At 61.3% G+C, this 24,186-nt stretch carries 20 protein-coding genes; 9 read left to right on the top strand and 11 right to left on the bottom strand.

The window, feature by feature from the left end:
* Positions 1 to 20: 20 nt before the first annotated feature.
* Complete coding sequence (locus KIG99_RS03845) at positions 21 to 2,906, bottom strand: TonB-dependent receptor (protein WP_226458940.1); 2,886 nt, start codon at positions 2,904 to 2,906, stop codon at positions 21 to 23.
* A gap of 603 nt (positions 2,907 to 3,509) precedes the next feature.
* Between KIG99_RS03845 and KIG99_RS03840 the strand changes: the two genes are divergently transcribed.
* The 7 genes from KIG99_RS03840 (at position 3,510) to KIG99_RS03810 (ending at position 10,343) form a co-directional block, all read left to right on the top strand.
* The gene (locus KIG99_RS03840) at positions 3,510 to 5,840 is read left to right on the top strand and encodes a DUF1549 and DUF1553 domain-containing protein (RefSeq protein WP_226458939.1); all 2,331 of its coding nucleotides are present in this window, start codon (positions 3,510 to 3,512) and stop codon (positions 5,838 to 5,840) included.
* Between the two features lie 35 nt (positions 5,841 to 5,875).
* On the top strand, positions 5,876 to 7,327 hold the full coding sequence (locus tag KIG99_RS03835; RefSeq protein WP_226458938.1) for a DUF1501 domain-containing protein: 1,452 nt from the start codon (positions 5,876 to 5,878) through the stop codon (positions 7,325 to 7,327).
* A 27-nt stretch (positions 7,328 to 7,354) separates the two neighbouring features.
* Positions 7,355 to 7,828 carry a hypothetical protein gene (locus KIG99_RS03830; protein WP_226458937.1) on the top strand — a complete coding sequence of 158 codons (474 nt, stop codon included), beginning with the start codon at positions 7,355 to 7,357 and terminating at the stop codon, positions 7,826 to 7,828.
* On the top strand, positions 7,828 to 8,529 hold the full coding sequence (locus KIG99_RS03825; protein ID WP_226458936.1) for a c-type cytochrome: 702 nt from the start codon (positions 7,828 to 7,830) through the stop codon (positions 8,527 to 8,529). Before KIG99_RS03830 ends, KIG99_RS03825 begins: the two co-directional genes overlap by 1 nt.
* Positions 8,530 to 8,557: 28 nt before the next feature.
* Positions 8,558 to 9,136, top strand: coding sequence for a peroxiredoxin (locus KIG99_RS03820; RefSeq protein ID WP_226458935.1), 579 nt, complete (start codon positions 8,558 to 8,560; stop codon positions 9,134 to 9,136).
* A 94-nt stretch (positions 9,137 to 9,230) separates the two neighbouring features.
* A complete protein-coding gene (locus KIG99_RS03815) occupies positions 9,231 to 9,716 on the top strand; it encodes a c-type cytochrome (protein WP_226458934.1) in 486 nt (161 codons plus the stop codon).
* Between the two features lie 141 nt (positions 9,717 to 9,857).
* The gene (locus KIG99_RS03810) at positions 9,858 to 10,343 is read left to right on the top strand and encodes a nuclear transport factor 2 family protein (protein WP_226458933.1); all 486 of its coding nucleotides are present in this window, start codon (positions 9,858 to 9,860) and stop codon (positions 10,341 to 10,343) included.
* Between the two features lie 90 nt (positions 10,344 to 10,433).
* Here the strand turns inward: KIG99_RS03810 and KIG99_RS03805 are convergent, their stop codons facing one another.
* From KIG99_RS03805 to KIG99_RS03770, 8 genes are all read right to left on the bottom strand, one after another.
* A complete protein-coding gene (locus KIG99_RS03805) occupies positions 10,434 to 11,882 on the bottom strand; it encodes an MBL fold metallo-hydrolase (RefSeq protein WP_226458932.1) in 1,449 nt (482 codons plus the stop codon).
* Between the two features lie 246 nt (positions 11,883 to 12,128).
* Positions 12,129 to 14,255, bottom strand: coding sequence for a carboxy terminal-processing peptidase (locus tag KIG99_RS03800; RefSeq protein ID WP_226458931.1), 2,127 nt, complete (start codon positions 14,253 to 14,255; stop codon positions 12,129 to 12,131).
* A gap of 37 nt (positions 14,256 to 14,292) precedes the next feature.
* Positions 14,293 to 15,723, bottom strand: coding sequence for a glycosyltransferase family 2 protein (locus tag KIG99_RS03795; protein WP_226458930.1), 1,431 nt, complete (start codon positions 15,721 to 15,723; stop codon positions 14,293 to 14,295).
* A 98-nt stretch (positions 15,724 to 15,821) separates the two neighbouring features.
* Positions 15,822 to 16,265 (bottom strand): rhodanese-like domain-containing protein, encoded by a 444-nt coding sequence (locus KIG99_RS03790; protein WP_226458929.1) that lies wholly within the window; start codon positions 16,263 to 16,265, stop codon positions 15,822 to 15,824.
* A 224-nt stretch (positions 16,266 to 16,489) separates the two neighbouring features.
* Positions 16,490 to 17,164 (bottom strand): nucleotidyltransferase family protein, encoded by a 675-nt coding sequence (locus KIG99_RS03785; RefSeq protein WP_226458928.1) that lies wholly within the window; start codon positions 17,162 to 17,164, stop codon positions 16,490 to 16,492.
* A gap of 3 nt (positions 17,165 to 17,167) precedes the next feature.
* The gene (locus KIG99_RS03780) at positions 17,168 to 18,172 is read right to left on the bottom strand and encodes an XdhC family protein (protein WP_226458927.1); all 1,005 of its coding nucleotides are present in this window, start codon (positions 18,170 to 18,172) and stop codon (positions 17,168 to 17,170) included.
* A 4-nt stretch (positions 18,173 to 18,176) separates the two neighbouring features.
* Positions 18,177 to 20,393: a xanthine dehydrogenase family protein molybdopterin-binding subunit gene (locus KIG99_RS03775; protein ID WP_226458926.1), complete on the bottom strand. Its 2,217-nt coding sequence runs from the start codon at positions 20,391 to 20,393 to the stop codon at positions 18,177 to 18,179.
* Complete coding sequence (locus KIG99_RS03770) at positions 20,390 to 20,866, bottom strand: (2Fe-2S)-binding protein (RefSeq protein WP_226458925.1); 477 nt, start codon at positions 20,864 to 20,866, stop codon at positions 20,390 to 20,392. The genes KIG99_RS03775 and KIG99_RS03770 overlap by 4 nt, the downstream gene beginning before the upstream one ends.
* A gap of 341 nt (positions 20,867 to 21,207) precedes the next feature.
* On the opposite strand from KIG99_RS03770, the gene KIG99_RS03765 reads away from it, so the two are divergent.
* Entirely contained in the window at positions 21,208 to 21,885 is a 678-nt protein-coding gene (locus KIG99_RS03765) for a lectin (protein WP_226458924.1), read from the top strand.
* 87 nt (positions 21,886 to 21,972) lie between these two features.
* Positions 21,973 to 22,341 (top strand): DUF6491 family protein, encoded by a 369-nt coding sequence (locus KIG99_RS03760; protein WP_226458923.1) that lies wholly within the window; start codon positions 21,973 to 21,975, stop codon positions 22,339 to 22,341.
* 23 nt (positions 22,342 to 22,364) lie between these two features.
* Here KIG99_RS03760 and KIG99_RS03755 read toward each other — a convergent pair whose 3' ends face one another.
* Together KIG99_RS03755 and KIG99_RS03750 are read right to left on the bottom strand one after the other, a co-directional pair.
* Complete coding sequence (locus tag KIG99_RS03755; RefSeq protein ID WP_226458922.1) at positions 22,365 to 22,769, bottom strand: hypothetical protein; 405 nt, start codon at positions 22,767 to 22,769, stop codon at positions 22,365 to 22,367.
* Between the two features lies 1 nt (position 22,770).
* Positions 22,771 to 24,180 carry an efflux transporter outer membrane subunit gene (locus tag KIG99_RS03750; protein WP_226458921.1) on the bottom strand — a complete coding sequence of 470 codons (1,410 nt, stop codon included), beginning with the start codon at positions 24,178 to 24,180 and terminating at the stop codon, positions 22,771 to 22,773.
* Between the last annotated feature and the right edge of the window lie 6 nt (positions 24,181 to 24,186).

The raw sequence follows: 24,186 nt of genomic DNA, 5'->3' as shown, positions 1-24,186 counted from the left end.
GGGATCAGGCGGTCGGCAAATTACAACTTGCCGGTGAACACGACGCCATACCAGCGCGGGATGGCCGGGGTATAGCTGTTCCAGGACTTGGTCAGCGGCGTGTCGTCGTCAAACGCATTCTTGACCAGCAGGCTGACGTCGTAGGACTTGTCCGAGCGGCCCAGGCCGATCGAGATGTCGGTGATGTACTTGGCCGAAATCCACGAGTAGTCGGACAGGGAGTTGTCCGAGTTGTACTTGCTGGTATAGGCCGTGTTGAAACCGAAATGGAACTCCTGGTTGTTGAATACCGGCTGGCGATATTCGGCTCCGATGTTGAACGACACCTTCGAGGCGCCTGGCAGGATTTGGCCGGTCACGTCGCGGTAGGCCGGGGCGCCGGTATAGCCGTACTCATTCGGTTGGGCGGCGTTCTTGAAGTCCTTGTAGCGCGCGATGTTGTAAGCGCCGGAAAAGCGGATCGTGGTACGCGGAATGCCGGCGTAGACACCGTCGATTTCCAGACCCTTGGCCTGCACCTTGGGCACGTTGCCGGTCGCCGAGGTATAGACCGTCTTGCCGTCCGGGTCGATCGAGGTACTGTATTGATCGACGACACGCACCGACTGCTGGTAGTTCTTGATGTTGGTCAGGAACAGGTCGGCATTGAGGATCAGCGTCTTGTTGAACAGTGCGGATTTGAGGCCGACTTCGAACGACGTCGATTTTTCGGCCTCAACCGGGCTGGAAATGCCATTGACGAACTGCGAAATCCCGGCCTTTTCGCCATATTGCAGCGAGAAGTAGGTGGTCAGGTTGTCGTTGATCTTGTACGACGGACTGACCACGAAAGCCGGCTGCACGGCCTGGAAGGCCTTGGCGCGGGTGGAGTTGAAGACGACGCCGATTTCTTTCTTGCGGATCGCTTGGGCATAGGCTAGTTGCTGTTGCTGGGGTGCTGTCAGCCCGGCCCAGGTGGCGACGCCGAAATACTTCAGCGCAGCGGCATTGGCCTGGGTCAAAGCGGCTGCAGCACCGGCCGCACTGGTGGTCAGCGCGACCGAGCCGGCCGTCACCAGATAGGCACCGGGCGTGCCCGCTGCGACGACATTGCCGTTAAGTACCCACTTGTCGGTTGCCGCCGAGTTGTAATAGGAGTCGAAGCCGCCCAGCGTTACGCCGTTGACCACGGAGGGATTGAGGATTGCGCCATCGCCGTTGCTGGTAATCACCGAGCTAGCCGTGTTGTTGCGGTTCTCCTGGGTAAAGCGCAGGCCGGTGGTCAGCGTCAGCGCATCGGTGAAGTGCCAGTTGGCCTGGCCGAAGATGGCCGAACTCTGGTTGGTGATCGATTGCGTGCCGGCCGGCGAGTTGTAGTACATCTTCAGGTTGGCCAGCGAGTCGCGCAGCAGGACCTTGCCTTCGGCTGTCGCGTTGAGGGCGTTGTACTGGGTCGTCGAAGCAAACCATGCGCCGGCGTCGGCCCCCCAGATTTTCTGGTAGTTCGACTCGTTCTTGACGTCGATGAAATAGAGGCCGGTCTGGTAGTCGACGAAACCGCCTGTCCGTGAGCTCAAACGCAATTCCTGACTGGTCTGCTGGTAATCGTTCCAGAAACCGCCCGAGTTGCGGTTGATGTCAAAAGGCGTGCCCTCGTCATTCACTGCGTTGAAATGGTAGTCCTGATAGGCCGTGATCGAGGTCAGGGTGTGGTCGCCGATGTTCCAGTTCAGCTCGGCTGAAGCCCCTTTGCTGCCGGTGACCAGCGGGCGGGCGGCATCGTTATTGACGTTCTTGTTGTTCCCTCCGTACAGGTAATCCCTTTCGTAGCTGTAGCCGGACTGGGTGAACCAGCTTCTGCCGAGACGGGTCTTGGCATCGGTGCTCAGGTTGTTCACCGAACCATTGGCGTAGGTCGTCGGCGTCGGCGTGTAGATGGTCCGGCCATTGGTGAATTCGCCGGCCCGCGGCGTCAGGTTGACCGAGACGCGGGCATTGAAGTCTTCGCTTGGGGTCAGCAGGAACTGGACGCGACCGGAAACGCGATCGATGTTGGCATAGGACAGATCCTTGTTGTACTCGTTGGTGATGTCGCCGGCGCCGCGATTGACGACAAAGCTGCCGCGCCACGCGAGCAGGTTGTCGACGACGGGGCCGCCAGCTGACAAGGTTCCCTTGAAGCGGTCGCGCTGGCCGTAGGTCAGCGAGTAGTCGGCGCTCGGCGTGAACGAAGGGCGGCGGGTCTGGATATTGATGACACCGAGGCTGGTGTTCTTGCCGAGCAGCGTGCCCTGCGGGCCGCGCGTGACTTCGACGGCATCGACGTCGGTAAAGTCATAGCTTGAGGATAGTGCGTTGTAGGCGTAATTCACGCCATCGACGATGAGGCCGACGCTGGGGTCCTGGGCTTCAGTCTGACCTTGCTTGCCAATCCCGCGAATCGACAGGCTGCTGGTGCGTTGGTTGCCCTGGTTCCAGGAAACGTTGGCGGCACGCTTGGTGATCGCATCAATATCGTGGGCGCCGAGGCGGTCGAGTTCCTTGCCGGTTACGACGGAAACCGATAACGGCACATCCTGCAGGCGTTCGATGCGGTTGCGGCTGCGCACGACGACGGTGTCGAGGGCCTGCGGTTCGTCAGGTTGTTGCTTTACCGCGGGGGCTGCTGCTTCGAAGCTGGTGGTGGTTTCCGGCTGGGCACCAGTCTTGGCGATCAATTCCTGCTGATTCTTTTCCAGTGCCTGCTTAAGGCGGGAGATTTCTGCCTGCAGTTCGGCGACAGTCTTTTCGTCGGCTGCGTAGGCAGGCGTACCCGAGAAAAATGCCATACCGGCGATGACCGCAGCCAGGGGTGAAAGGCGGAACGGGATGGATGACTGACGCAATCGGCTCTGGCGTAAGTGCGCGGACGCTGGGATGCTGCTCATGGCAAAACTCTCCATTGGAAATGAACAAAAGTGATTCATTTCAGCAATGCGCGTGCCAGATATCGACTTGTAAATTTTTATCGAAAATTATGTAAGAAAATGTGTCAGTAACTACATGTTAAAAAGGCATAGTTTTAAAAATTGTAAGTTTATTAACTTAAGTTTTATATGCAAAACAAATAAACAAAGGGTGTTGCTGCAGGTGCACTTCTGGTGGTGTTCTGCTGCATCTGGCCCATATTCAAATTTTCTCCCGGCTATGGGTTGTTCGGTGTTTTGTCGATTATTTGGCTTTAATTGCATTCAGGCTTTTTGTTTTCCTGTCTCCTGCGCAGCAGGTGAGTGTTTTATCTGCTGCCGGAGAGACACTGTTCCGAGTGTGGTTCTGAGCCGCTCATGCACGATGACTGGTTTTTGTTTTTTTATTTAAATAAATAAAATCAATGTGTTGAATTGTTTTTTTCTGGATATTTTTGCTTCGTTCAAGATGGATTTCCCCTTGGCACGATGGCTGCTAATGCTTGTCGAGTGTTGTTGCCCGGGCGGTTTTTCAGGTGCGGGTTTTATAGGGTGATTCTGAATTTTTCTTGTTTGGAGTGGTTCATGAAAAAAATTGCTTATCTTGCCGTGCTGTCGTGCTTCACGACGGTGGTGGCGATTGCAGCCGAAGAAAATAAGGTCGGCATTGATGTGGCGAAGGCGTCGTCGGCCAAGTGGTCGCCTTATGTTGCCGTCGCAGTGCCGCCGGTGCCGGCGGTTGCCCAGAAGGCATGGGTGCGCAAGCCGATCGATGCATTCATTCTTGCCCAGCTCGAAGCCAAGGGTCTGAAGCCGTCGCCGGATGCGGACCGCGCCACCTTCATCCGGCGCGCGACGCTGGATACCTGGGGCTTGCTGCCGACGCCGGAAGAGGTCAAGGCCTTTGTCAATGACAAGTCGCCGGATGCCTACGAAAAACTGGTTGACCGCCTGCTTGCCTCGCATCACTTCGGTGAGCGCCAGGCGCGCCGCTGGCTGGATCTGGCGCGTTATGCCGATTCCTCCGGTTTCCAGAATGACAATACCCGTCCGAACAACTGGCGTTACCGCGATTACGTGATCAGCGCCTTCAATCAGGACAAGCCGTTTGACCGCTTCATCAAGGAGCAGGTTGCCGGCGACGAACTCTATCCGGACAGCCAGGAGGCGAAAATCGCCACCGGCTTCCTGGCCGGTTATCCGGACAACGCCAATTCACGCGACCTCGTGCAGCGCAAGTATCAGATCGCCACCGACATCACCGATACCATCGGCGAGACCTTCCTGGCCTCGACCACTGGTTGCGCCCGTTGCCACAATCACAAGACCGACAAGCTGAGCCAGAAGGATTACTTCCAGCTGCAGGCCTTCTTCGCCAATACCTCGTTCGATCAGTCGTCGCCGCTCGCCAAGGGCACCGAATCGGCCTGGGACAAGAGGTTTGCCGAGCAGCAGGCGAAATATCGTGCGGCAACCAAGGAGATTCGTGACAAGCAGCGCGTCATTGACGACAAGTATCGTGATGCGTCGGTCAAGTATCAGAAAGAGCGTTATCTGACGGATAGCCGCGAAGCGATTTTCAAGCCGGAAAAGGAATGGAATGCGCTGGATCGTTGGGTGAATTTCCGCCACAAGACTGTTGCCGGTGCTGATGGTGGTGTTGCCGGCTATCTGCGCGAAGCCAGCAAGGAAGGGCATCCGCAATATAGCGCGGATAAGCCGGAGGCTTGGAAGGAATACCAGAAGCTGCAGGCTGAGTTGCGCAAGTTTGACGATCTGCGTCCGGTCAGCGGTTCGGTCAACATCACCACGGCGACCGAATTGGGCCACTCCGATTCGCCGCCGACCTTCGTGCGCTTTGGCGGTATTCACGAACGGCCGCTCGAGGAAGTTCAGCCAGTCATCCCGGCACTGTGGGGCGGCGACAAGATCGAGATCAAGCCGACGGCTACGTCTTCCGGTCGTCGCACGGCACTCGCCAATTGGTTGTCCAGTGCCAACAATCCGCTGACTGCCCGTGTTTACGTGAATCGCGTCTGGGCGCAGTTGTTCGACAAGGGCATCGTACCGACCCCGGCCGATTTTGGCCGTGCCGGCGAGAAGCCCACCAATCCGGAACTGCTCGATTACCTGGCCGACAATTTCGTCAAGAACGGCTGGAGCGTCAAGAAGCTGCAACGCGATATCCTGTTGTCCAGCGTCTATCGCCAGTCTTCTGCCGAACGTCCGGATGTTGCCAAGGCCGATCCGCAGAACAAGTTGCTTGCCGTCTATCCGCGCAAGCGTCTTGAAGCCGAGGAAATCCGCGATGCACTGCTCTATGCCTCCGGTGAGCTGAACGACAAGGTGGGTGGTCCGGGCGTTTTCCCGCCGATCAACCAAGCCCTGGTTTCCGGTGCGGCCGATTTCAACGGCGACCGCGCTTGGGTAGTGTCGAAGGACAAGGATGACTGGAATCGTCGCAGCATCTATATCTTCAGCCGCCGTAGCCTGCCGTATCCGCTGCTTTCCAATTTCGACCCGGCCAATCCGTCGCAGGCACACCACAAGCGTGACGTGACGACGACGCCGTTGCAGGCCCTGACCCTGTTCAACAGCGACATCACGGTCAATTGGTCGCAGGCCTTGGCTGGTCGCGTCATCAACGAAGCCGGCAAGGACGAAAACGCCCAGATCAGCCGCCTGTATCAGATCCTCTTCTCGCGTGAGCCGAGCAAGGCCGAATCCGCCGCGCTCAAAGCCTTCCTGGTCAAGGAAGAGGCTGCCGTGCAACAGAAGGTGGCTGACGGCAAGTTCGAAGCAGCCGTGCCGCTCGGCGTCAAGGACACCCGTCTGGTCAATCCGGTGCGCGGTGCTGCCTTCGTCGACCTGGTTCATACCGTCGCCAACTCCAACGACTTCGCCTATCGCTTCTAAGCGCCGCGACATTCAATTTTCAAGGAACAAAACATATGAGCATCAATCGTCGTGATTTTCTGATCAAGTCCGGTCTTGGTCTGGGCGGTGCCGCTGCCAGCGGTTTCATCCCGGGTATCGGTTTCATCAATGCCGCTTCGGCGGCCGACCTGGCCAATCCCTTGGCCCCCAAGTCGCCGCATTTTCCGGCCAAGGTCAAGTCCGTGATCTGGTTGCACCAGAACGGCGCGCCTTCGACGCTGGACCTTTATGACTACAAGCCCGAATTGATCAAGCTGGCTGGCAAGGAAACCCCGGCTTCTTTCATGAAGGGCATCAAGACCAGTACCCAGGGTGGGGTCGGCAAGCTGTTCGCTTCCGACAAGCGGACCTGGAAGCAGTACGGTGACAGCGGTGCATGGTTCTCCAATCTGCTGCCCAACCTGGCCGAACATGCCGACAAGATTGCCTTCATCAAGTCGAGCGTGACGGTTGGCGCGACGCACGATATTTCCATCCTCAAGCTCAACACCGGTGACGTCAATCCGGGCCGGCCGTCGCTCGGCGCGTGGGTGAACTACGCGCTGGGTTCGCTGAATCCGGACCTGCCGTCCTACGTCGTGCTCTACAACGGTGACCGTGAGCCGAGCGCCGGTTCGGTAAACTGGAGCTCCGGCTTCCTGCCTGCCGTCTATCAGGGCACGCCGTTCCGTCCAGGCGATTCCCCGATTCTTTATCTCGAACGCCCGGAGCTGCGTTCGGTCGCGCAGCAGCGCGGTTCGCTCGATCTGCTCAAGACGCTCAACCGGATCGGTGCCGATCGTCGCCCGGAAGACAGCGAACTGCGCGCCCGTCTCGAGTCCTACGAACTGGCCGACCGCATGCAGCGCGCTGCCCCGGAAGCCGTCGATCTCGACAAGGAAAGCGATGCCACCAAGAAGCTCTACGGTCTCGACGACAAGACCAGCGAGAGCTACGGCAAGGTGCTGCTACGCGCCCGTCGCCTGGTCGAGCGCGGCGTGCGTTTCGTGCATGTCGTCTCCGGCCACCCGGAAAACGTTTCGGACAACGAGCGCCGCAGCTGGGATGCCCACAGCGACCTGGAAGGCAATCACGGCACCCAGGCCCGCATGGTGGACAAGCCGATCGCCGGTCTTCTTGCCGACCTGAAGTCACGCGGTCTGCTCGAATCGACGCTGGTTGTCTGGACCTCCGAATTCGGCCGCACCTCTTGGGGCGAAAGCGGTACTGGCCGCGACCACAATCCGTGGGGTTACACCCAGTGGATGGCGGGCGCTGGCGTCAAGGCGGGCTACACCCATGGCGCAACCGACGAGATCGGTCTGCAAGTGGCCGACAAGGACACAGCAGTCGATACCTATGACCTGCACGCCACCGTGCTGCATTTGCTCGGCCTCGATCACCTCAAGACGACCTTCCTGAACAACGGTCGTTCCGAGCGTCCGACCGTGGTTTACGGCAAGGTCATCAAGGAACTCCTGGCCTAGTCCTGGTCGTACATCCGTTCCAGATACATGAACAACAGCCCGCAAGGCCTCCGGCTTTTCGGGCTGTTGTGTCGTGTTGACCGGTCGGAGCAAAAAAATATGAATCACTCCCCAATCATCATGAAAAAAACAGCTTCACTTTTCCTCGCCGCCTTGTTGTTAAGCATCGGGATTGTCTCTGCCGAAACCGCCATCGACGATGATTTCATGCGCTCGGTCGAAGATACCCACAAAAGTCTGACCGGCAACGTCGGTGTCGGCAACGCACCTGGCAGCATTGCCGATGCAAAGGAGTTGGCCGGCATGTTTGCGCAGATCGAGGCCTATTACGTGCAAAAAGGCGATGCGCCTGATGCGGTGACCATTTCGAAACAGAGCAAGGATCTCAGTAACGATATCCAGAAACTCGCCAGCGCCAAGGATTTCGAGACGGCCAACCTGAAGGCAACCGAGCTCTCTCGGGCTTGCAAGGCGTGCCACAATTTTTACAAGAAATCCTGATGCGTATCTCTGCGTCATTTTTTCTCGGCGGCCTGCTCCTCCTCGCCGCCGGTCCGCTCCTCGCCCAGTCCGCCAGGCCCGCGGCGAAAGCCGCGCCTGCGGTCAAGGTGGCTGCACCGGTGATTCACCAGGGCAATGCTGCAGCCGGCCGGCTCAAGGCCGAAGACGAGCGCTGCGTCGAATGCCACGGTCACGATGGCAACGCCAATGACATCGAGGACGGGGTCGGCAATATCGGCAAGTTCCCTCGCCTGGCCGGCCAGAATGTTGGCTACATCATCAAGCAGTTTGGCGAGTTCCGTTCCGGCAAGCGTGAGAACGAAACCATGGCGGTGATGGCGAAAACGGTGTCGGCAGTTGATCTCGCCGACATCGCAGCCTATTTCTCCAGTCAGAAGGCGATGCAGGGCGATGGCAAGGGCGACAACCCGGTCGGTAGAAAACTGTTCCACGAGGGCGACCCGGCGCGTGGCATTCTCGCGTGCGTCGGTTGTCACAACGAGCGCAGTGCCGGCGGTGTGCCGAGTGCGGCCGAAACACCGCTGATCGTCGGGCAGCATCGTCGCTATCTGCAGAAGCAGTTGATGGAATGGCGCGCCGGCGTTCGCCATAACAGCCCGGGCGGCATCATGAACACGATGGCGAAAACCCTCAGCGATGCCGAAATCGACGCGCTGGCCGATTACATCTCCGGGCGCTAGGGTGCCCATTAACCTACAGAGAAAATCCATGAAAAAACTACTGACTGCCGGCCTGTTCGCCGCACTCTTTTCCTTGCCTGCCCTGGCTGCGCTCGATGCCGGCGATGTCGCACCGGAGTTCCGCACGCAGGCCTCACTCGCTGGCAAGGCCTTTGACTTCTCGCTCAAGGATGCGCTGAAGAAAGGCCCGGTTGTCGTCTATTTCTATCCCTCGGCCTATACCAACGGCTGCAATATCCAGGCGCATACCTTTGCCGAGAACATCGACAAGTTCGCTGCGGCCGGAGCCAGCATCGTCGGCGTATCGCTCGACAGCATTGCCCGTCTCAACAAGTTTTCGGCCGATCCCGATTACTGCGCCGGCAAGCTGGTCGTTGCCTCCGATGCCAGCGGCAAAATCGCCAAATCCTATGCGTTGACCGTCCGGGATGCCGTTGCCGGCCGCAAGGACAGCAAGGGTGAGGATCTCGATCATGGTTTTGCCGAACGTACTACCTTCATCGTCACACCGGACGGCAAGATTGCCGCGACCATCGGCGGCGTGACACCGACCGCCAATGTCGAGCAGGCCTTGGCAGTCGTCCAGGGCCTGGCAACAAAAAAATAGGCCGCCCACATGGGCCTGTTCCTTGAAGCCGGATGTGGGCTGCTTGCCTTCACCCGGCTTTTTTCGTTTCAACCAAACTGATAGAGGAAGTCCAATGCGCAAGTCTCACCAAGTTCTTCTGGCGTCCGTCATCGGCGGCAGCCTTCTCGCTGCTTCCGCCGGCGTCTATGCCCAACAGGCGGCAGCCAAGCCGGAAACCCTGATCAAATGGCGGCAATCGGTGTTCCAGGTAATCGGCTGGACCTGCGGCCGTGTCAAGCTGGCGCTCGAAGCCGCCGTCTACGACAAGGACGAGGTGATCAAGGCCGCCACCGCGCTGGCCGCCGTCTCCAACTCCGGCATCGGCAGCCTGTTTGCAGCGGGCACCGAGCAGGGCAAGGGCTGGCACGACACGGCCACCAAGCCCGAATTCTTCGCTGCCGGCAGCAAGGCCGGTGAAATAGCCGGCAATCTGGCACGCGAAACCAATGAACTGGTCAAGGTCGCCAACACCTCCGATGTGGCAGCCGTGAAGGCTCAGTTCGGCAAGGTTACCGCCACCTGCAAGGCTTGCCACGACGATTACCGCATCAAGCTCTGAGGTTATTGCCGGGAGCAGACCATCGTTCGGTGGGCTGCTCTTTTTACGTCTGAGCTATCGGTGGGCGTGCTGAAGCATTGTCGGCGCCCGCCTTTCGGCAAGCCCTCTGAGTCGGAGAGCAGGCCTTTTATCAAAGCGAACATGAAACTTTCCCTTTTTTGTGCCCCTCTTTTTGCCTGCACCTTGATCACCTCAGCGGCGGCTCAGGTGCCGGTAGCTGCGAATCCACATCATGAACAGCTTCTGGCCAGCCCGGATGCCCGTTTGGCAGCCAACAAGAAACTGGTTTACGACTTCTGGCGCGAGGTGTTTGAGGGCGGGCATATGGAGTTGGCGGATAAATATCTCGCCGAGTCCTATATTCAGCACAATCCGAATGTGCCGACCGGGCGTGCTGCCTTTGTTGAATTCTTTGCCAAGGTAGCGACAGCCAAGCCCATTGAAGCACGGGTCAAGGCGCCACTGGTGGCCATCCTGGCCGACGGTGATTGGGTGACCCTGAGTTTTGTCCGGGAATACGACGACCCAAAGAATCCCGGGGTGAAATACACCACTACCTGGTTCGACCAGTTCCGTATCGAGAATGGCCGGATTGCCGAGCACTGGGATCCGGCGACCAGACGCTAAAAGGAAGCAGATATCCTTTGCTTCGGTTCTGGCTGCGCTGCAGAGCTTGTAAAAGGGGCCGGCATTCCGCCGACCCCGTGAGTGGATGTCTTATTTCTGTCCGATGGCCGCTTTCAGGTCGGCCAGTTTCACCAGGCGGCCATGCAGCGGGGCGATCTGGTCAACATCCAGTTTCAGGCGCTGGATGTTGTCGTAGAGATTGACGCTGTACGGATTCGGTGAAGCAGGCAGGGGGGCGCCAACGGCACCTGGCGTGAAGGCGTCGGCTTCGATCAGGATCTTCTCGGCCGGCAGATAGATCAGCGCAAAACCGTCGTTATGGCCGCTGCTGGCGATATTGTGCAGTTCGATCTTGCGCGTACCATCAGAAATCACGTACTTGTCGCCGAATGTCTCGAATTTCGCTGCCTTGCCCGACTTGGCGAGACGGTCCGGATTGATGCTGCGCGGTGCAGCCCATGCCTTCTTGTAGTAAGGCTCGTTCAGCTTGTGGGTGACGATGGTGGCACCGGCATCGACGAAGGTGCGTAGGCCGCCCGAATGGTCAAAGTGGAAGTGCGAATTGACCAGGGTCTTGATCGGCTTGCCCGGGATGATTTCCTTGATCTTCTCGATCAATGCAAGCGAGCGCGCCTCGTTGAGCGGCGCCTCGACCAGCACGACATGGTCCTTCTGCTCAATGGCGACGCTGTGGTGGGTGCCACCTGTCAGGTAGAAGACGCCTTCGGCCAGCTTGTCGGACTTGACACTGATCGCTGCAGGCGCGGCCTTGCTGACGCTGTCCGGGGGCGTGATCGCGACCTCGCTATTGGCCTTGACCGTTTCGATGCCAAGGGCAAGGACCGGGTGGCCGCCCTGTTCACGAATGATACGGGCCGGGAAGCGGACACCCTTGAAGTCCTGGTAGTCGGAGAATTTCGTTTCGACCAGGGTGTCGCCGAGGACTGGCGTATCGATCCAGGTTTGCACCTGCTCGACATCGTTCTTCGCATTGATGCGGCCGACCACGCGATATTTGCCATCGACGGTAAACGTGACTTCGACGCCGCCCTTATCCGGCTTGCTCACGGCATTGTTGGCCAGAGCCGCCTTGACGAAGCCTTGTGGTGTCGACCAGATTTCAGCACGGCGTTCCTCGACCGCAGCCGGCTGCGCCGACGGGGTTTGCGGCGCGCTCTCGACCGGCAGGTTCCAGGCATATTTGCCGCTGACGTATTGGTTTACCCACTGCGTGGTCGGGGCCGGACGGCGGCGTTTCGGGTCGTCGGCCTGGATGCGGGTGATATGGACGCCGGCGCTGGCTGTTTCGTAATTGATCTCGGCCTTGTAGCTGCTGACGTCGAACTGCGGCCAGGGGAGCACGGCACTGGGGGCCTGGCCGAACTGATACCAGTGGCCGGCACCGGAGAACTCGATGCTTTTGGTTTTCGCTGCGCCGAGCAGGTCGGCTGCTTCCTGCAGCGAAGCAGCCTGGGCCGGGAACGCGGCAACCATCATTGCGGCCATCAGACCAAGGGCGGGGAACATCTTGCGGGGCATGGAACCTCCATATTGGTGAAAACAAACTGGGAAGAACTTTGGAGTTATTCAAGGCGCAATATCCATACCAAAGGCCAGACTGGGTCATCGGGTCCGGAAGGTGCTTCTAGTGCATTGTTTTTAGTTGTTTATTTTTAAATTTCCGGAAGGCTTCCGCTAGCCCGGTATTTCCGGAGTGCTGCGCTGGGGACATTTGCTGTCCGGCATGCAGCAGGTCATGTTGCCTGCTGCATGCTTTGCCGTTTGCTAGCGTGCCAGCTGGGCTCTTGCCCCTGTTTTCGCCGCCAGGCGGGCGCCCGGTTTTAGCAGTCCGACTTCATCGCCAAGAATGTGAGCTGCTTCATTCAGCAACGGGTCTGGCGCATTCTTGTGCTCGGCGGCTTCGGCCAGTTCGCTGTGCAGCGGACGCTCCTCGGATTGCAGGCCATCGTCGCGGAAGCCTGGTCGCTTGTCCCTGCCATTCGCCTTTCCAGCCGCATCGCGCATCTCGCGACGTGTTGTCAGCGCTTCTTGTTCATCACGCAATTTTCGCCGCTCGGCTTCGTTCAGCGAAATCACGTTTTCCTTGCGCAGTCGCGTGATTTCCGCGATGTCTTCCTGCAAGGCGACGAACTCCTTGTCCTGTTTGATGCGTGCCGCATGTCGGGCGCGCAGGGTGCTCAGCTTGTCCTTGTGGTCACCAAGGGGGACATAGCTGGCGGTGCTGATTTTGGTCCAGGGCAGGGCGTTGTCGAAGGCAGACTCGCCCCGGTTGTCTTCGTCCGTAGCCAGCGGGAAAGCGATATCCGGCGTCACGCCTTTCAATTGGGTGGTACCGCCATCGATGCGGAAAAACTGGGCGACCGTCATTTTCAGTTCGCCGTAAAGCGGGCGCTCATGCCGCGTAATCCGGTCAATGTCGATCATCGTCTGCACGGTGCCCTTGCCATAGCTGGGTTCGCCAATGATCAGGCCGCGTCCGTAATCCTGGATTGCCGCCGCGAAGATTTCCGAGGCGGAAGCCGATTCGCGATTGATCAGGACGCCGAGCGGACCGTCCCAGGCGACGCCGGCCTTGCTGTCGCTTTCCACGGTGATCTGGCCGCTGGCGTTGCGTTGCTGCACGACCGGTCCCTTGTCGATGAACAAGCCGGTCAGTTCGATCGCCTCGACCAGCGAGCCACCACCGTTGCCACGCAGGTCGATCAGCACACTATCGACCTTTTCCTTCTTCAGTTCATTGAGGATGCGTTCGACATCGCGCGTGGCGCTCTTGAAATCGCGTTCGCCTTGTTGCCTGGCTGTGAAGTCCTGATAGAAAGAGGGCAGAGCAATGACGCCGATGCGCCGGGTGATGCCAGCCTCGCTGACCGGAATGATCGATTTCTTTGCCGCCTGCTCTTCCAGGCTGATCTTCTTGCGTACCAGCGGTACCAGCTTGTGCTTTTCGGCGGCACCGGCATCGGCCGGCAGGATGTCGAGCACGACGACGCTGTCGGCTTCGCCGCGAATCAGGCGCACGGTATCGTCGAGGCGCCAGCCGGTTACGTCGATGATCGGCGTGCCTTCGCCCTGGGCGACGCCGACGATGCGGTCGCCAACCTTGAGCTGGCCTGAGTTGGCGGCCGGGCTGCCGGCCATCAGCTCGCGGATGGTGGTGTATTCCTCGCGCTCCTGCAGCACGGCACCGATGCCGACCAGCGATAGCCGCATCGAAATATCGAAGTTCTCGGTCGCACTCGGGCCGAGGTAGTTGGTGTGCGGCTCGATTGCCGTGGTGTAGGCATTCATGAAGATCTGGAAGGCGTCCTCGCTCTTGAGACGGCCGATCCGGCGGATCGAGGCGTCGTAGCGCTTGTCCAGGGTTTCGACGATGCCCTTGTCGTCCTTGCCGGCCAGTTTCAGGCGCAACCAGTCATTCTTGACGCGCTTGCGCCAGAGGTCGTTGAGCTCGGCCTCGGAGGCGGGCCAGGCCGCCTTTTCGCGCGAGACCAGCAGGCTTTCCTGCTGACTGAAATCAAAGCCGTCCTTGAGCAGGTTGCGGGCATAGGTATAGCGCTCGACGACGCGCTGGGCATAGAGGTTGAAGATGCCGAAGGCGGGGGCCAGGTTCTCGTTCAGGATGGCATCGTCGAGCCGCGTACGCAGTGGTGCCAGACGGTCGACATCGGTCTGGTCGAAGAAATGCTTTTCACCATCGAGTGCTTTCAGGTAACGCTCGAAAATCTGTGCGGAAAGTGCGTCGTCGAGCCGGGTGGTCTTGTAGTGATAGCGCGAGAGCAGTTCCGAGGCGATCAGAGCGGCGCGTGGCTGCTGTGGCAGCGGCGTCAGTTCAAGGGCGAAAGCCGAGGACGAGAGGGCTGCAAGCAGCAAGCAGCAGAATTTTTTTTTCATCGGGATGTTCCGCAATGGGTTGGGCATGACGGGGCTTTCAGGCGAGGGCATGGCGTGCCTGCCTGCCCCAGTGCTGGCGACCGCTCAGGAAGCGATACCAGCCGAGTACGGCAGCGAACTGACGCAGGAGCTGAAAGGAGAAGGGCTCAAGTAGGATGGCAAGAATCGCCAGTGGCAGGCTGATCTGGGCTCGCCCGCCGGTCAACCGCCGGTAGAGGTGAATAATCCAGACCTGACAGACGATATCGATGACGATCTTGCCGGAAATGATGCCCAACAATAAACCGAGCAAGGACAGCTCGCTGTGGAGGACAAGACCGAGCAGGGTCAGCGCCGCAGTCAGGCCGAAGAATGGCTGGATTGTGTCCACGCTCTTGACCGGCAGCATCAGCGTGCCGAGCTTGCCAAAGCGGCGATTGCCGATCATGTCGCGGTTCCAGTGCTGGGTCTGCAGGAAACCGGCGAACCAGCGCTGGCGCTGGCGCAGGAAATCGCGCAGCGAAGACGGTGCTGAGGTTCTGGCGCAGGCACTGCCGACCACGCTGACCTGCCAGTCGTGTCCGTGTTCGATGGCGTGTCGGTGCAGGCGATGAATCACTTCATAGTCCTCGACCAGGCATTGCGCATCGAAGCCGCCGACCGTGAGCAGCGCTTCTCGGCGAAATCCGGCAAAGGCGCCGGAGATCAACAGCAGGCTGTTGGCGCGCATCCAGGCATAGCGCGACATGAAGTTGCGGATGTATTCGCAGGTCTGGAACCATTGCAGCAGGCGCCCACCTGGACTGTCGTCGCAGCATGGCGTAAGAACGCCCGTTGCCGCCACCAGTGAGCGATTACGGCCAAAGGCCTGCTGCATCTCGTCCAGCGCGTCGTTGGCAAGCCGGGTGTCGGCATCGACCGTGACCACCAGTTCGCTGCGCAGCAGCGGCAAGGCATTGTTCAGCGCCCGCGCCTTGCCGCCGTGCGGCAGGCGCAGCCAGCGCAGGCCCGGCGTGCTCTGGCTGATCCAGGCAGAATCGCCGCCGGGGGCTGGGGCAACAAAGGAAAAACGTCGGATCAGTAGCGCGGCCGTGCCATCTGTCGAGCCGTCATCGGCAATCAGGATCTCGTCGGGTACGACGGTCTGGGTGAGCAATGACTGCAGGGTGCGTTCGATTACCGCGACCTCGTTGTGGGCGGCAATGATCACGCCCAGGCTGGGTCTGGCGGCAACGGGAGGCTCGGCTGGCGTGGCGGCGCGCCAGAGCGGGAGGGTTTTCCACAGCACGAAGAGCAGCAATGCGGCATCGTAGGCAAGTAGCGTGATGCCGCTCGACCAGCGCATGAGGTCGTGCAGGAAAAAGGCGGTCGACACCGCCAGAACGGCAAAAATCAGGACGCCAAGGCGGATGCCATGGCTGAGGAGCGATATCTCTCTCGGTGACAGGCGGGGCGAAGCCCGGGTAAAGGCTTGTTCAAGGGCGGGCATGCGATCACCTTCTCGACCGGCGGTGTCGGCCGGCTTCTCTTGGGGAGGGGCTTGGCCCCAAAGTCGGTCGTGCGGACTCGCTCCGGGGCCTTGTTTAGTTACTGCGGATTGCGGGGCGGCGGCGGGGTGATGCGCAGCACCGTGCCGCCTTCGTCTTCATAATCGAGCGAACCGGCGGCACCGGCCACCTTGAAGCCCTTGGCGGTCAGCAGGTCACCGGCAGCACCGGCACGATGGGCGCGGTTCGAGACGGTGACGATGGCGCGATCCTTGGGAATGTAGGCCAGATACTTTTCGACATCCTTGATCTGGATGCTGAGGAAGACCGGGAACTGGCCACGCGCGATCAGCTCGTCCGGGCGGCGCACGTCGATGACCACGACCTGCTCTGGCTTGGCGAGCAGCGCATCGATTTCGGCGCGTTTCAGTTGCTTGGTCTTGTATTCCCAAGGCGGCGCCACGTAAGGCTTTTGTTGCTGGGCAAAGGCGACGGTCGCAACCAGGCCGATGGCCACGGCGAAAAGCAGTTTGAGTTTTTTCACGGGTAGTTCTTTCGGGTTTGAGTAATGCGAATGAAAAAGGATGCGGGCGCCCTGCTGCTCGGCCTGGTCAGGGCCGGCCGGCGAGCTGCCTCGGGGTAAGGATGGCAACTATCGTGCCAAAGACGATTGGGCAGCCTGGCAGCGGTCGACGCCTGAATCCGGGCGGAAAGCGCGGGATTTCATCCGGTAAACGCTGCTTTTTGCCCTTTTTCCTCGCCTTTGCCTCACTTGGCGCCGGCGTCGTTGCTGAGTTTCGGGCATCGCTTTCTGCAAAGTGCTGCTGCAGCAACAGCCGGCATCCGGTCGGCGTTGGGTGCCATTGATCCGGAAGCAAGGCCTTGCGGGGTATCGATATCGACCAGAATGCCGGGATCGTTGCAGGGTACATGCAGCATCAGGTCGGCATGGCCGGAGAGTAGTTCGCGCGCGCCGGCGTCGCCCTGCAAACTGCTGAGTCGCGCAAACCACGGCCGGGCAAAACCGACCGGATGGCCGCGTCGACCGTTGTAAAAAGGCGCGGCCAGGCTGGCGCCGCCGCGCAGGGCGTAGGTGAGCAGCGAAATGGTGGTTGGTGTGATGAAAGGCATGTCGGCGAGGGCGACTAGCCAGCCGCTGGCCGCCGGTGTGGCACGAACAGCGGCGGCCAGGCTGTGGCCCATGCCCTGTTCGGCCGTGTGGTCGTAGTGAATGCCGAATCCTTCGCCTTGCAGCAATTGGCTTAGCGCTTGCTGCTCCGGGCGCAGTACCGAAATGCAGTGCAGGCCCGACTGTTTCAGATTGCGGGCGGCCGCCACGGCGATCGGCGTGCCGTCGGGCAGCGGATGCAGCAGCTTGTCGCTGCCGAAACGGCGGCTCAGGCCGCCGGCCAGCAGGATGCCGACGAGTCCGCGGCTGGTCATGTGTCAGGCCCGGGCGCAGGCGTTGGCCGTGCTGGTCGGTGCGCCGGCGGCTTTATCGGCGTGCCGGACGGCGACCAGTTCGGCGGCGATGGCGACGGCGATTTCCGGTGGCGTCCTGCTGCCGATGCTCAGGCCGACCGGGCCATGCAGACGCTGGACTTCCTCTTCAGTGAGCTCGAAATGCTGGCGCAGGCGTTCGCGTCGGCGGGCATTGTTGGTTTGGGAGCCCAGAGCTCCGATGTAGAAGGCCGGCGATTTGAGCGCTTCAAGCAGGGCCATGTCATCCAGTTTCGGGTCGTGGGTCAAGGCGACGATGGCGGTGTGCGGATCAGGCTGCATGTCGAGCACGACATCGTCAGGCATGCCAGGCACCCACGGTGCATCGGGAATGTCCCATTCGCTGCTGTATTCGAGGCGCGGGTCGCAAATGCTGACCTGGTAATCGAGGGCCAGGGCGATCGGTGCCAGGAAGCGGGAAACCTGGCCGGCGCCGATGATCAGCAGGCGCCAGCGCGGGCCGTGCTGGGTGATCAGGGTCTGGCCGTCCCAGCTCACGCCGGCATGACCTTGGCCGCTGTCGATGCGCACCTGGCCGGAGGCCAGGTCGATGCGACGCTGTGCCAGCTGGCCGGCTTTCAGACGTTCGGCGAGGTCACTGAGCAGACTGAGCTCGGGGGCCGGCTCGATGACCAGTTCCAGGCTGCCGCCGCAGGGCAGACCGTAGCGCAGGGCATCTGCACGGTCGACGCCGTAAATCAGGGAAAAAGGCTTCTCGTCGGCACGTTCACCGCCCAGACGGCCGGTGCGCATGCGGTCGATCAGGTCATCCTCGATGCAGCCGCCGGAAACCGAACCCTGGACCAGTCCATCCTCGCGCAGGGCGAGCCGTGCCCCGGGCGGGCGTGGCGACGAGCCCCAGGTCCTGGCGACGGTGACCAGTGCGAAGCGATAGCCTTCGCCGGCCCAGCGTCGGGCGGCCGACAATACCTGCTGATCGAGGCTGTCCATGCTCTTAACTCCAGCGCAGGTCGCTGCGCGCCAGCGGGAACTGCCGGACGCGCTTGCCGGTGGCGGCGAAGATGGCGTTGCAGACGGCCGGCGCGAGTGGTGGCAGGGCCGGTTCGCCGAGGCCGGTGACCGGGTAATTGGTCTTCAGGAAATGCACGTCAATTTTGGTTGGCGCGTCCGGGATGCGGATCATCGGGTATTCGTTGAAGTTGCTTTGCACAATGCGGCCGCGCTCGATGTCGAGCTCCTGGAACATCAATGTGCCCAGCCCGTCGACGACCGAGCCCTGAACCTGGTTTTCGGCGCCGCTCAGGTTGACGATCTGGGCGCCGATGTCGGAGACGACGGTGACACGGTCGACCTTCAATTCGCCCGTTTTCTTGACCGTGACCTCGGCCACTTCGGCGATATAGCCGCGATGGCTGAAATGGAAGGCGATGCCCTGGCCGCGGCCGCGCGGCAGCTTCTTGCCCCAGCCGGATTTATCGGCCACCGCCCTGAGCACGTTGCGCATGCGCGAGACGTTGTAGGCCTGGCCGCCGTTGCTGCCCGGTACTTCGTCGCGATTGCCGAGCAGTTCGAGGCGAAATTCAAGTGGATCGCGGCCGGCGGCGTGCGCCAGTTCGTCTATGAAACTGTGGAAGACCCAGGCGAAGACGCAACTGCCCGGCGCCCGCCACGGCCCCATCGGCACGCCGCAGTCGATGGCGGTCTGTTCGAGCCGGCAGTTTTCCACCCAGCGACCGGGAAACTCGTCACCGGAGAGGCTACCGCCGCTGCCAGTCTTGCCGTTGTTGGCAAAGGTAACAAAATGATTGTGCCAGGCGACCAGCTTGCCGGCGGCATCGACGCCGCCGCGCAGAAAATGGAAGCCGCCGGGGCGGAAGTGGTCGTGGCGCAGGTCATCTTCACGCGACCAGGTCAGCTTGACCGGGGCACCAACCTTCTGGGCGATGGCCACCGCTTCGACGACATAATCCGACGACAGCCGGCGACCGAAGCCGCCGCCACTGCGCGTGATGTGGATGACGATCTTGTCCTTGGCCAGGCCGAAGTCGCGCACCACCGCATCCTGGGCGCTGTTCGGGTTCTGGGTTGGCGCCCAGATCTCGACGCCGCCATCCTTGAAATGCGCCGTGCAGTTTTGCGGCTCGATGCTGGTGTGCGAAATGAACGGGTAGCTGTAGGCGGCTTCGACGGTTTTTGCCGCGCCGGCCAGGGCCTTGGCCACGTCGCCGTCCTGGCGCTGGACGCTGGCACCCGGCTGGCGGGCGAGTTCGTTGGCGCGGGCGACGAAGCCGGCCCAGTTTTCACTGGCGACCTTGCCTTCGTCCCATTCGACACGCAACTGCTTGCGGGCGCTGAAGGCGGCCCAGGTCGATTCGGCGACGATGGCGACGCCGGGCAGCAGGCCGTTGAGGTTGGCTGTGCCCTCGATCACGAAGGCGTCGCGCACGCCGGGCAGGGCCTTGATCGCGTCGAGATTGGCGCGGATCACCTTGCCGCCGAAGACCGGGCTTTTCTCATAGACGGCGTAAAGCAGGCCGGGCAACTGTACATCGATGCCGAACAGCGGCTTGCCGGTCAGTACGGCCGGGTTGTCCACGCCGCTGATGCGTTTGCCGAGCAGCTTGAAATCCTTGGGATCCTTGAGCACGACGGCGCTGGCCGGCGGTACGGGCAGCGTGGCGGCCCGGGCGGCAAGATGGCCATAGCCCAGCTTGCGCTTGCTCGACCGGTGATGGACCGCGCTGTCGGCGGCGTAGCATTCGCTGCTCGGCACGCCCCAGGTTGCGGCCGCCGCTTCGACCAGCATGGTCCGCGCCGTGGCGCCAAGGCGATGGAATTCCTCGTAATTGGTCGGCGTCGAGGTCGAGCCACCGGCGCTTTGCCGGCCGTAGGCGGGATTGAGGTCGCCCTGGACGATGCGTACATCCTGCCAGCGGACTTCGAGCTCCTCGGCAATCACCGCGGGCAGCGAGGTCTTGATGCCCTGGCCGATCTCGGGCTGCTTGGAAATCAGCGTCACCGTGCCGTCCGGCGCGATGCGGATGAAAGCATTGGGAACGAAGTCGGTCCCCGGCGTGCTGGCCGGTTTGGCGACCTGGCCGAGGGCGCTGGCGGTCGACTGCAAATAAAAGCCCAAAACCAGGCCGCTGCCGATCGCCGAATTACGCAGGAACTTGCGTCGGCCAGGATTGTTCAGGACGGGCGCGTTCATTTCTTCCCTTTCTTGCCGGCCAGTGCGGCAGCCTGGTGGATGCCCTCGCGGATGCGCAGGTAGGTGCCACAGCGACAGAGGTTGCCGGCTAGCGCGTTGTCAATGTCCTCGTCGCTGGGATTCGGGTTTTCCTTGAGCAGGGCAGCGGCCGTCATGATCTGGCCGGCCTGGCAGTAGCCGCACTGTGGCACGTCGAGTTCTTGCCAAGCTTGCTGCAGCGGGTGCTGGCCCTTCGGGTCGAGCCCCTCGATGGTGGTGATCCGCTTGCGGCCGACCGTCGACACCGGCGTCATGCAGGCCCGTGCCGGCACGTCGTTGAGATGCACGGTACAGGCGCCGCAATGGCCTGCACCGCAGCCGAATTTGGTGCCGACCAGACCGAGCGTGTCGCGCAAGACCCAGAGCAGCGGAGTATCCGGGGCGACATCGACGCTGCGTGTTTCGCCATTGATGGTCAGGGTGTATTTGCTCATTGGTTTCGCGGAGATAAATCAGGCATCAGCAGCAGCGAACATGCCACCCCGCAGCGCACTGCCTGCGGGTGTCACAATCCGATGATTGTTAAGGCTTTTTTCTCAGGTGCAAAACCCGCCTGCGGGCGACTTTGCGTGCTGATCTGCTGCGTTTGCAGCAGTTGCCGGCCAAACTGTTTCTCCGGCAACAGCGCGGTCCGGTCAGGCTGCGCCTATCCATTTGTTTCCGTTGAGTTTTGTCCTGGTGACGGCGTGGTACGAAAGCTGCTGATCCCTTGCGCCCCGATTTCCCGCTCTGCCGCGGATTCGGGCTTCAGATCAATAAACAGGGAAAAATCCAGATGAAGAAAAGTTCGTTCGTCCTCGCCGGCTGTCTGCTCGCCAGCAGCCTTGCCTTCGCGCAGCAACAGGCGGCCGCGCCGGCCCAGCCCTTGAGCTTTTTCGTGACCAGCAGCGGACTGGGCAAGGGGGCCGATCTCGGCGGTCTGGCCGGTGCCGATGCGCACTGTGCCGAGCTCGCCAAAGCGGCCGGTTCGCCGAAGCAGGTCTGGCGCGCCTACCTGAGTACCCCGGCGGCAGACGGCAAACCGGCCGTCAATGCGCGCGACCGGATTGGCAACGGCCCCTGGTACAACGTGCGCGGTGCCGCCGTCGCCAAGGATGTCGCGCATCTGCATGGCGATACCGTTGAAGGCGCCCGTCTTGGCAACAATCTGAGCCGGACCACCGCCTTGACCGAGAAGAATCAGCCGGTCAAGGGTGCAGGCGACACGCCCAACGAACACGACATCCTGACCGGTTCGCAGCCGGACGGCCGCGCCTTTGCCGATGCTGCCGACCACACCTGCAAGAACTACACGAGCAGCGCTGAAGACGGTTCGGTGCAGGTCGGTCACTTTGACCGTACCGGCGGTGGCAATACCTCCTGGAATTCGGCGCACGCCAGCCGCGGCTGCAGCCAGGAAAAGCTCAAGAGCAGCGGCGGTGCAGGCCTGTTCTACTGCTTCGCGGCGGACTGAAGCCAATCGATGCAAGGGGGAGAAGCCTTCCCCCTTGCCGATTTTTACCCCATTTTAGTCGTTGACCGTATTGCGTCCGAGAAACCCATGACGCGACATTTGCGCTCTGTTCTGCTTGCTCTTGGCATCGTTGCCCTGGCTACTTCAACTGTTTTTGCCGACTCGCCTGCCGAGCCCAAGGCTGCGCAGGCATCGATTCCCTTCGTCAATCGCGGCGGTATTCGCGACTGGGTGGTTGAGGATGATGCCAATCTTCTGCTCCAGGACCGCCAAGGGCAGTGGTATCGCGCCAGGCTGGTCGGTCCTGCCTACTACCTGGCCCACTCGAAGGGCCTGCTTTTTGCCACCGGCCCGTCCGGCACCCTCGAAACATTCGACAGCGTTGTGGTGTACGGCCAGAAATATCCGATCATTTCGCTGACCCGGATCGATCCGCCGAAGCTGAAAAGAAAGTAGCCCGCATCGCGTGCGGGCGATGCTCATTGCTTCACGAGGATGTCCGGCACAACCCGGAAATCGTGGAAGCGAACCGGGATTTCCGGATGCTTGAGCTGAAAATGCCTGGCGATCCGATGTACACCGTCGAGTATCCAGCGCCTGTTGTCGAGGAGAAGAACATCGACCGGATACATCAGATCGACTTCCTCCAGTCGTCTGGTCTGATAGGGCGACAGGGCCCGATCGCGAATGACATCGCCGGGGCAGGTGTCGAACAACATGCCCTGGCCGGCACAAGAGGACCATAGCGGCAGTTCCAGCAGATAGGCGAATTCGCTGCACTTGATCCGGTGCGTTGCGGCTTCCAGCATCCAGACCCGGCGGACGTCCCAGTCGAAAGGGAGAATGTGGGGTTTCAGGACCTCGGGCAGGTGCTTGCCGGGCATTTCACTGTCGCCAGTCGTTGCCACCCAGCGCCTTGATCAGCGCGACGCTCGCCGTGAGCTGGCGGTTGAGCAGGTCGAGGCTGCTGCGCTCGGCGTTCAGGGCCGCCGCCTGCGCGGTCGCGACATTGAGGTAGCTCACCGTGCCGGCCAGGTACTGGTTGTTGGTCAGGGTCTGGAACTGGTTGGCAGCGACGGTGGCCGCCCGCTGGACATCCTTTTCCCGGTCGAGAATGCGCAGGGCGGTAAGGTTGTCTTCGACTTCGCCGAATGCGGTCAGCACCGTCTGGCGGTAACTGGCGACGCTCTTGTCATAGCCGGCGACAGCCTGTTCCTTGACTGCCGAGCGGGCGCCGGCATCGAACAGGCTGAGCGCGAGGGCCGGGCCGAGCGACCAGAAACGGTGGGGCGTGCTGATGATGTCGGCAAAATTGTCATTGACGTAACCACCGCTCGCCGACAGCGTCAGGGTCGGGAAAAAGGCCGCCTGGGCGACGCCGATCTGGGCATTGGCGGCGGCCACCCGGCGTTCTGCCGCGGCAACGTCGGGGCGGCGTTCGAGCAGGGCCGAGGGCAGGCTTGCCGGGATCGCCGGCAGGCTGGGCACGGCATCAACCGGGGCAATTTGCACCGTTGCAGGCGGTTGACCGATCAGCACGGCAATTGCGTGTTCAAGCTGGGCGCGCTGGATGCCGAGATCGATCGCCTGCGCCTCGGTCGTCTTCAACTGCGTTTCGGCCTGGGCGACATCGGCCTGGCTGGCGACGCCGGCCTCGTAGCGGTTGCGGGTGATTTCGTGCGAACGGCGGTAGGCGCTCAGGGTCTTGGCGAGCAGGCGCTGCTGCGCGTCGTTGATGCGCAGTTGCAGGTAGCTCTGGGCCAGCGTCGCCTGGGCGCTGAGCCGTGCGGCGGCAAGATCGGCAGCGCTGGCCTGGGCCGAGCGTTCGCTGCTCTCGACCTGGCGGCTGATCCGGCCCCACAGGTCGAGTTCCCAGCTGGAGCTCAGTGACAGGCGGTCGGTGTTTTTGGCCGGACTGGTGTTGTTGACCGTGCTCCCGGTGGTGCTGCCCTGGCTGCGTGTCGCTGTCACGCTGCTGCCCAGGTTGGGAAACCAGGCGGCGCGCGAGCCGGAGAGCAGGCCTTGCGCCTGGCGGTACTGGGCTTCGGCGGCGGCGACGTTCTGGTTGGCGCTGGCAACCTGGGCAACCAGGTCGTTGAGAACGGGGTCGCCATAAATTTCCCACCAGGCCGCGGGCGCCGCCTGATCCTGTGGTTCGGCTGCCTTCCAGCCCCGGGCGGCGCGGAACTCGGCGGGAACGCTGATTTCCGGACGCTGGAAGTCCGGGCCAAGGGCGCAGCCGCCGAGCAGGGAAAGGGCTGCCAGGCAGGCCAGGGAAAGGGGACGCAGTTGCATGTTTTT

The sequence above is a fragment of the Quatrionicoccus australiensis genome (genome assembly GCF_020510425.1).
Taxonomy (GTDB): Bacteria; Pseudomonadota; Gammaproteobacteria; order Burkholderiales; family Rhodocyclaceae; genus Azonexus; species Azonexus australiensis_A.
Note: the sequence above shows the minus strand (reverse complement) of the source record. Positions and strands in the feature narration are given on the sequence as shown.

Coding starts and splice junctions, on each gene's coding strand:
- KIG99_RS03845 (WP_226458940.1), bottom strand. CDS start 2,906: ATGAGCAGCATCCCAGCGTCCGCGCACTTACGCCAGAGCCGATTGCGT.
- KIG99_RS03840 (WP_226458939.1), top strand. CDS start 3,510: ATGAAAAAAATTGCTTATCTTGCCGTGCTGTCGTGCTTCACGACGGTG.
- KIG99_RS03835 (WP_226458938.1), top strand. CDS start 5,876: ATGAGCATCAATCGTCGTGATTTTCTGATCAAGTCCGGTCTTGGTCTG.
- KIG99_RS03830 (WP_226458937.1), top strand. CDS start 7,355: ATGAACAACAGCCCGCAAGGCCTCCGGCTTTTCGGGCTGTTGTGTCGT.
- KIG99_RS03825 (WP_226458936.1), top strand. CDS start 7,828: ATGCGTATCTCTGCGTCATTTTTTCTCGGCGGCCTGCTCCTCCTCGCC.
- KIG99_RS03820 (WP_226458935.1), top strand. CDS start 8,558: ATGAAAAAACTACTGACTGCCGGCCTGTTCGCCGCACTCTTTTCCTTG.
- KIG99_RS03815 (WP_226458934.1), top strand. CDS start 9,231: ATGCGCAAGTCTCACCAAGTTCTTCTGGCGTCCGTCATCGGCGGCAGC.
- KIG99_RS03810 (WP_226458933.1), top strand. CDS start 9,858: ATGAAACTTTCCCTTTTTTGTGCCCCTCTTTTTGCCTGCACCTTGATC.
- KIG99_RS03805 (WP_226458932.1), bottom strand. CDS start 11,882: ATGCCCCGCAAGATGTTCCCCGCCCTTGGTCTGATGGCCGCAATGATG.
- KIG99_RS03800 (WP_226458931.1), bottom strand. CDS start 14,255: ATGAAAAAAAAATTCTGCTGCTTGCTGCTTGCAGCCCTCTCGTCCTCG.
- KIG99_RS03795 (WP_226458930.1), bottom strand. CDS start 15,723: ATGCCCGCCCTTGAACAAGCCTTTACCCGGGCTTCGCCCCGCCTGTCA.
- KIG99_RS03785 (WP_226458928.1), bottom strand. CDS start 17,164: ATGACCAGCCGCGGACTCGTCGGCATCCTGCTGGCCGGCGGCCTGAGC.
- KIG99_RS03780 (WP_226458927.1), bottom strand. CDS start 18,172: ATGGACAGCCTCGATCAGCAGGTATTGTCGGCCGCCCGACGCTGGGCC.
- KIG99_RS03775 (WP_226458926.1), bottom strand. CDS start 20,393: ATGAACGCGCCCGTCCTGAACAATCCTGGCCGACGCAAGTTCCTGCGT.
- KIG99_RS03770 (WP_226458925.1), bottom strand. CDS start 20,866: ATGAGCAAATACACCCTGACCATCAATGGCGAAACACGCAGCGTCGAT.
- KIG99_RS03765 (WP_226458924.1), top strand. CDS start 21,208: ATGAAGAAAAGTTCGTTCGTCCTCGCCGGCTGTCTGCTCGCCAGCAGC.
- KIG99_RS03760 (WP_226458923.1), top strand. CDS start 21,973: ATGACGCGACATTTGCGCTCTGTTCTGCTTGCTCTTGGCATCGTTGCC.
- KIG99_RS03755 (WP_226458922.1), bottom strand. CDS start 22,769: ATGCCCGGCAAGCACCTGCCCGAGGTCCTGAAACCCCACATTCTCCCT.
- KIG99_RS03750 (WP_226458921.1), bottom strand. CDS start 24,180: ATGCAACTGCGTCCCCTTTCCCTGGCCTGCCTGGCAGCCCTTTCCCTG.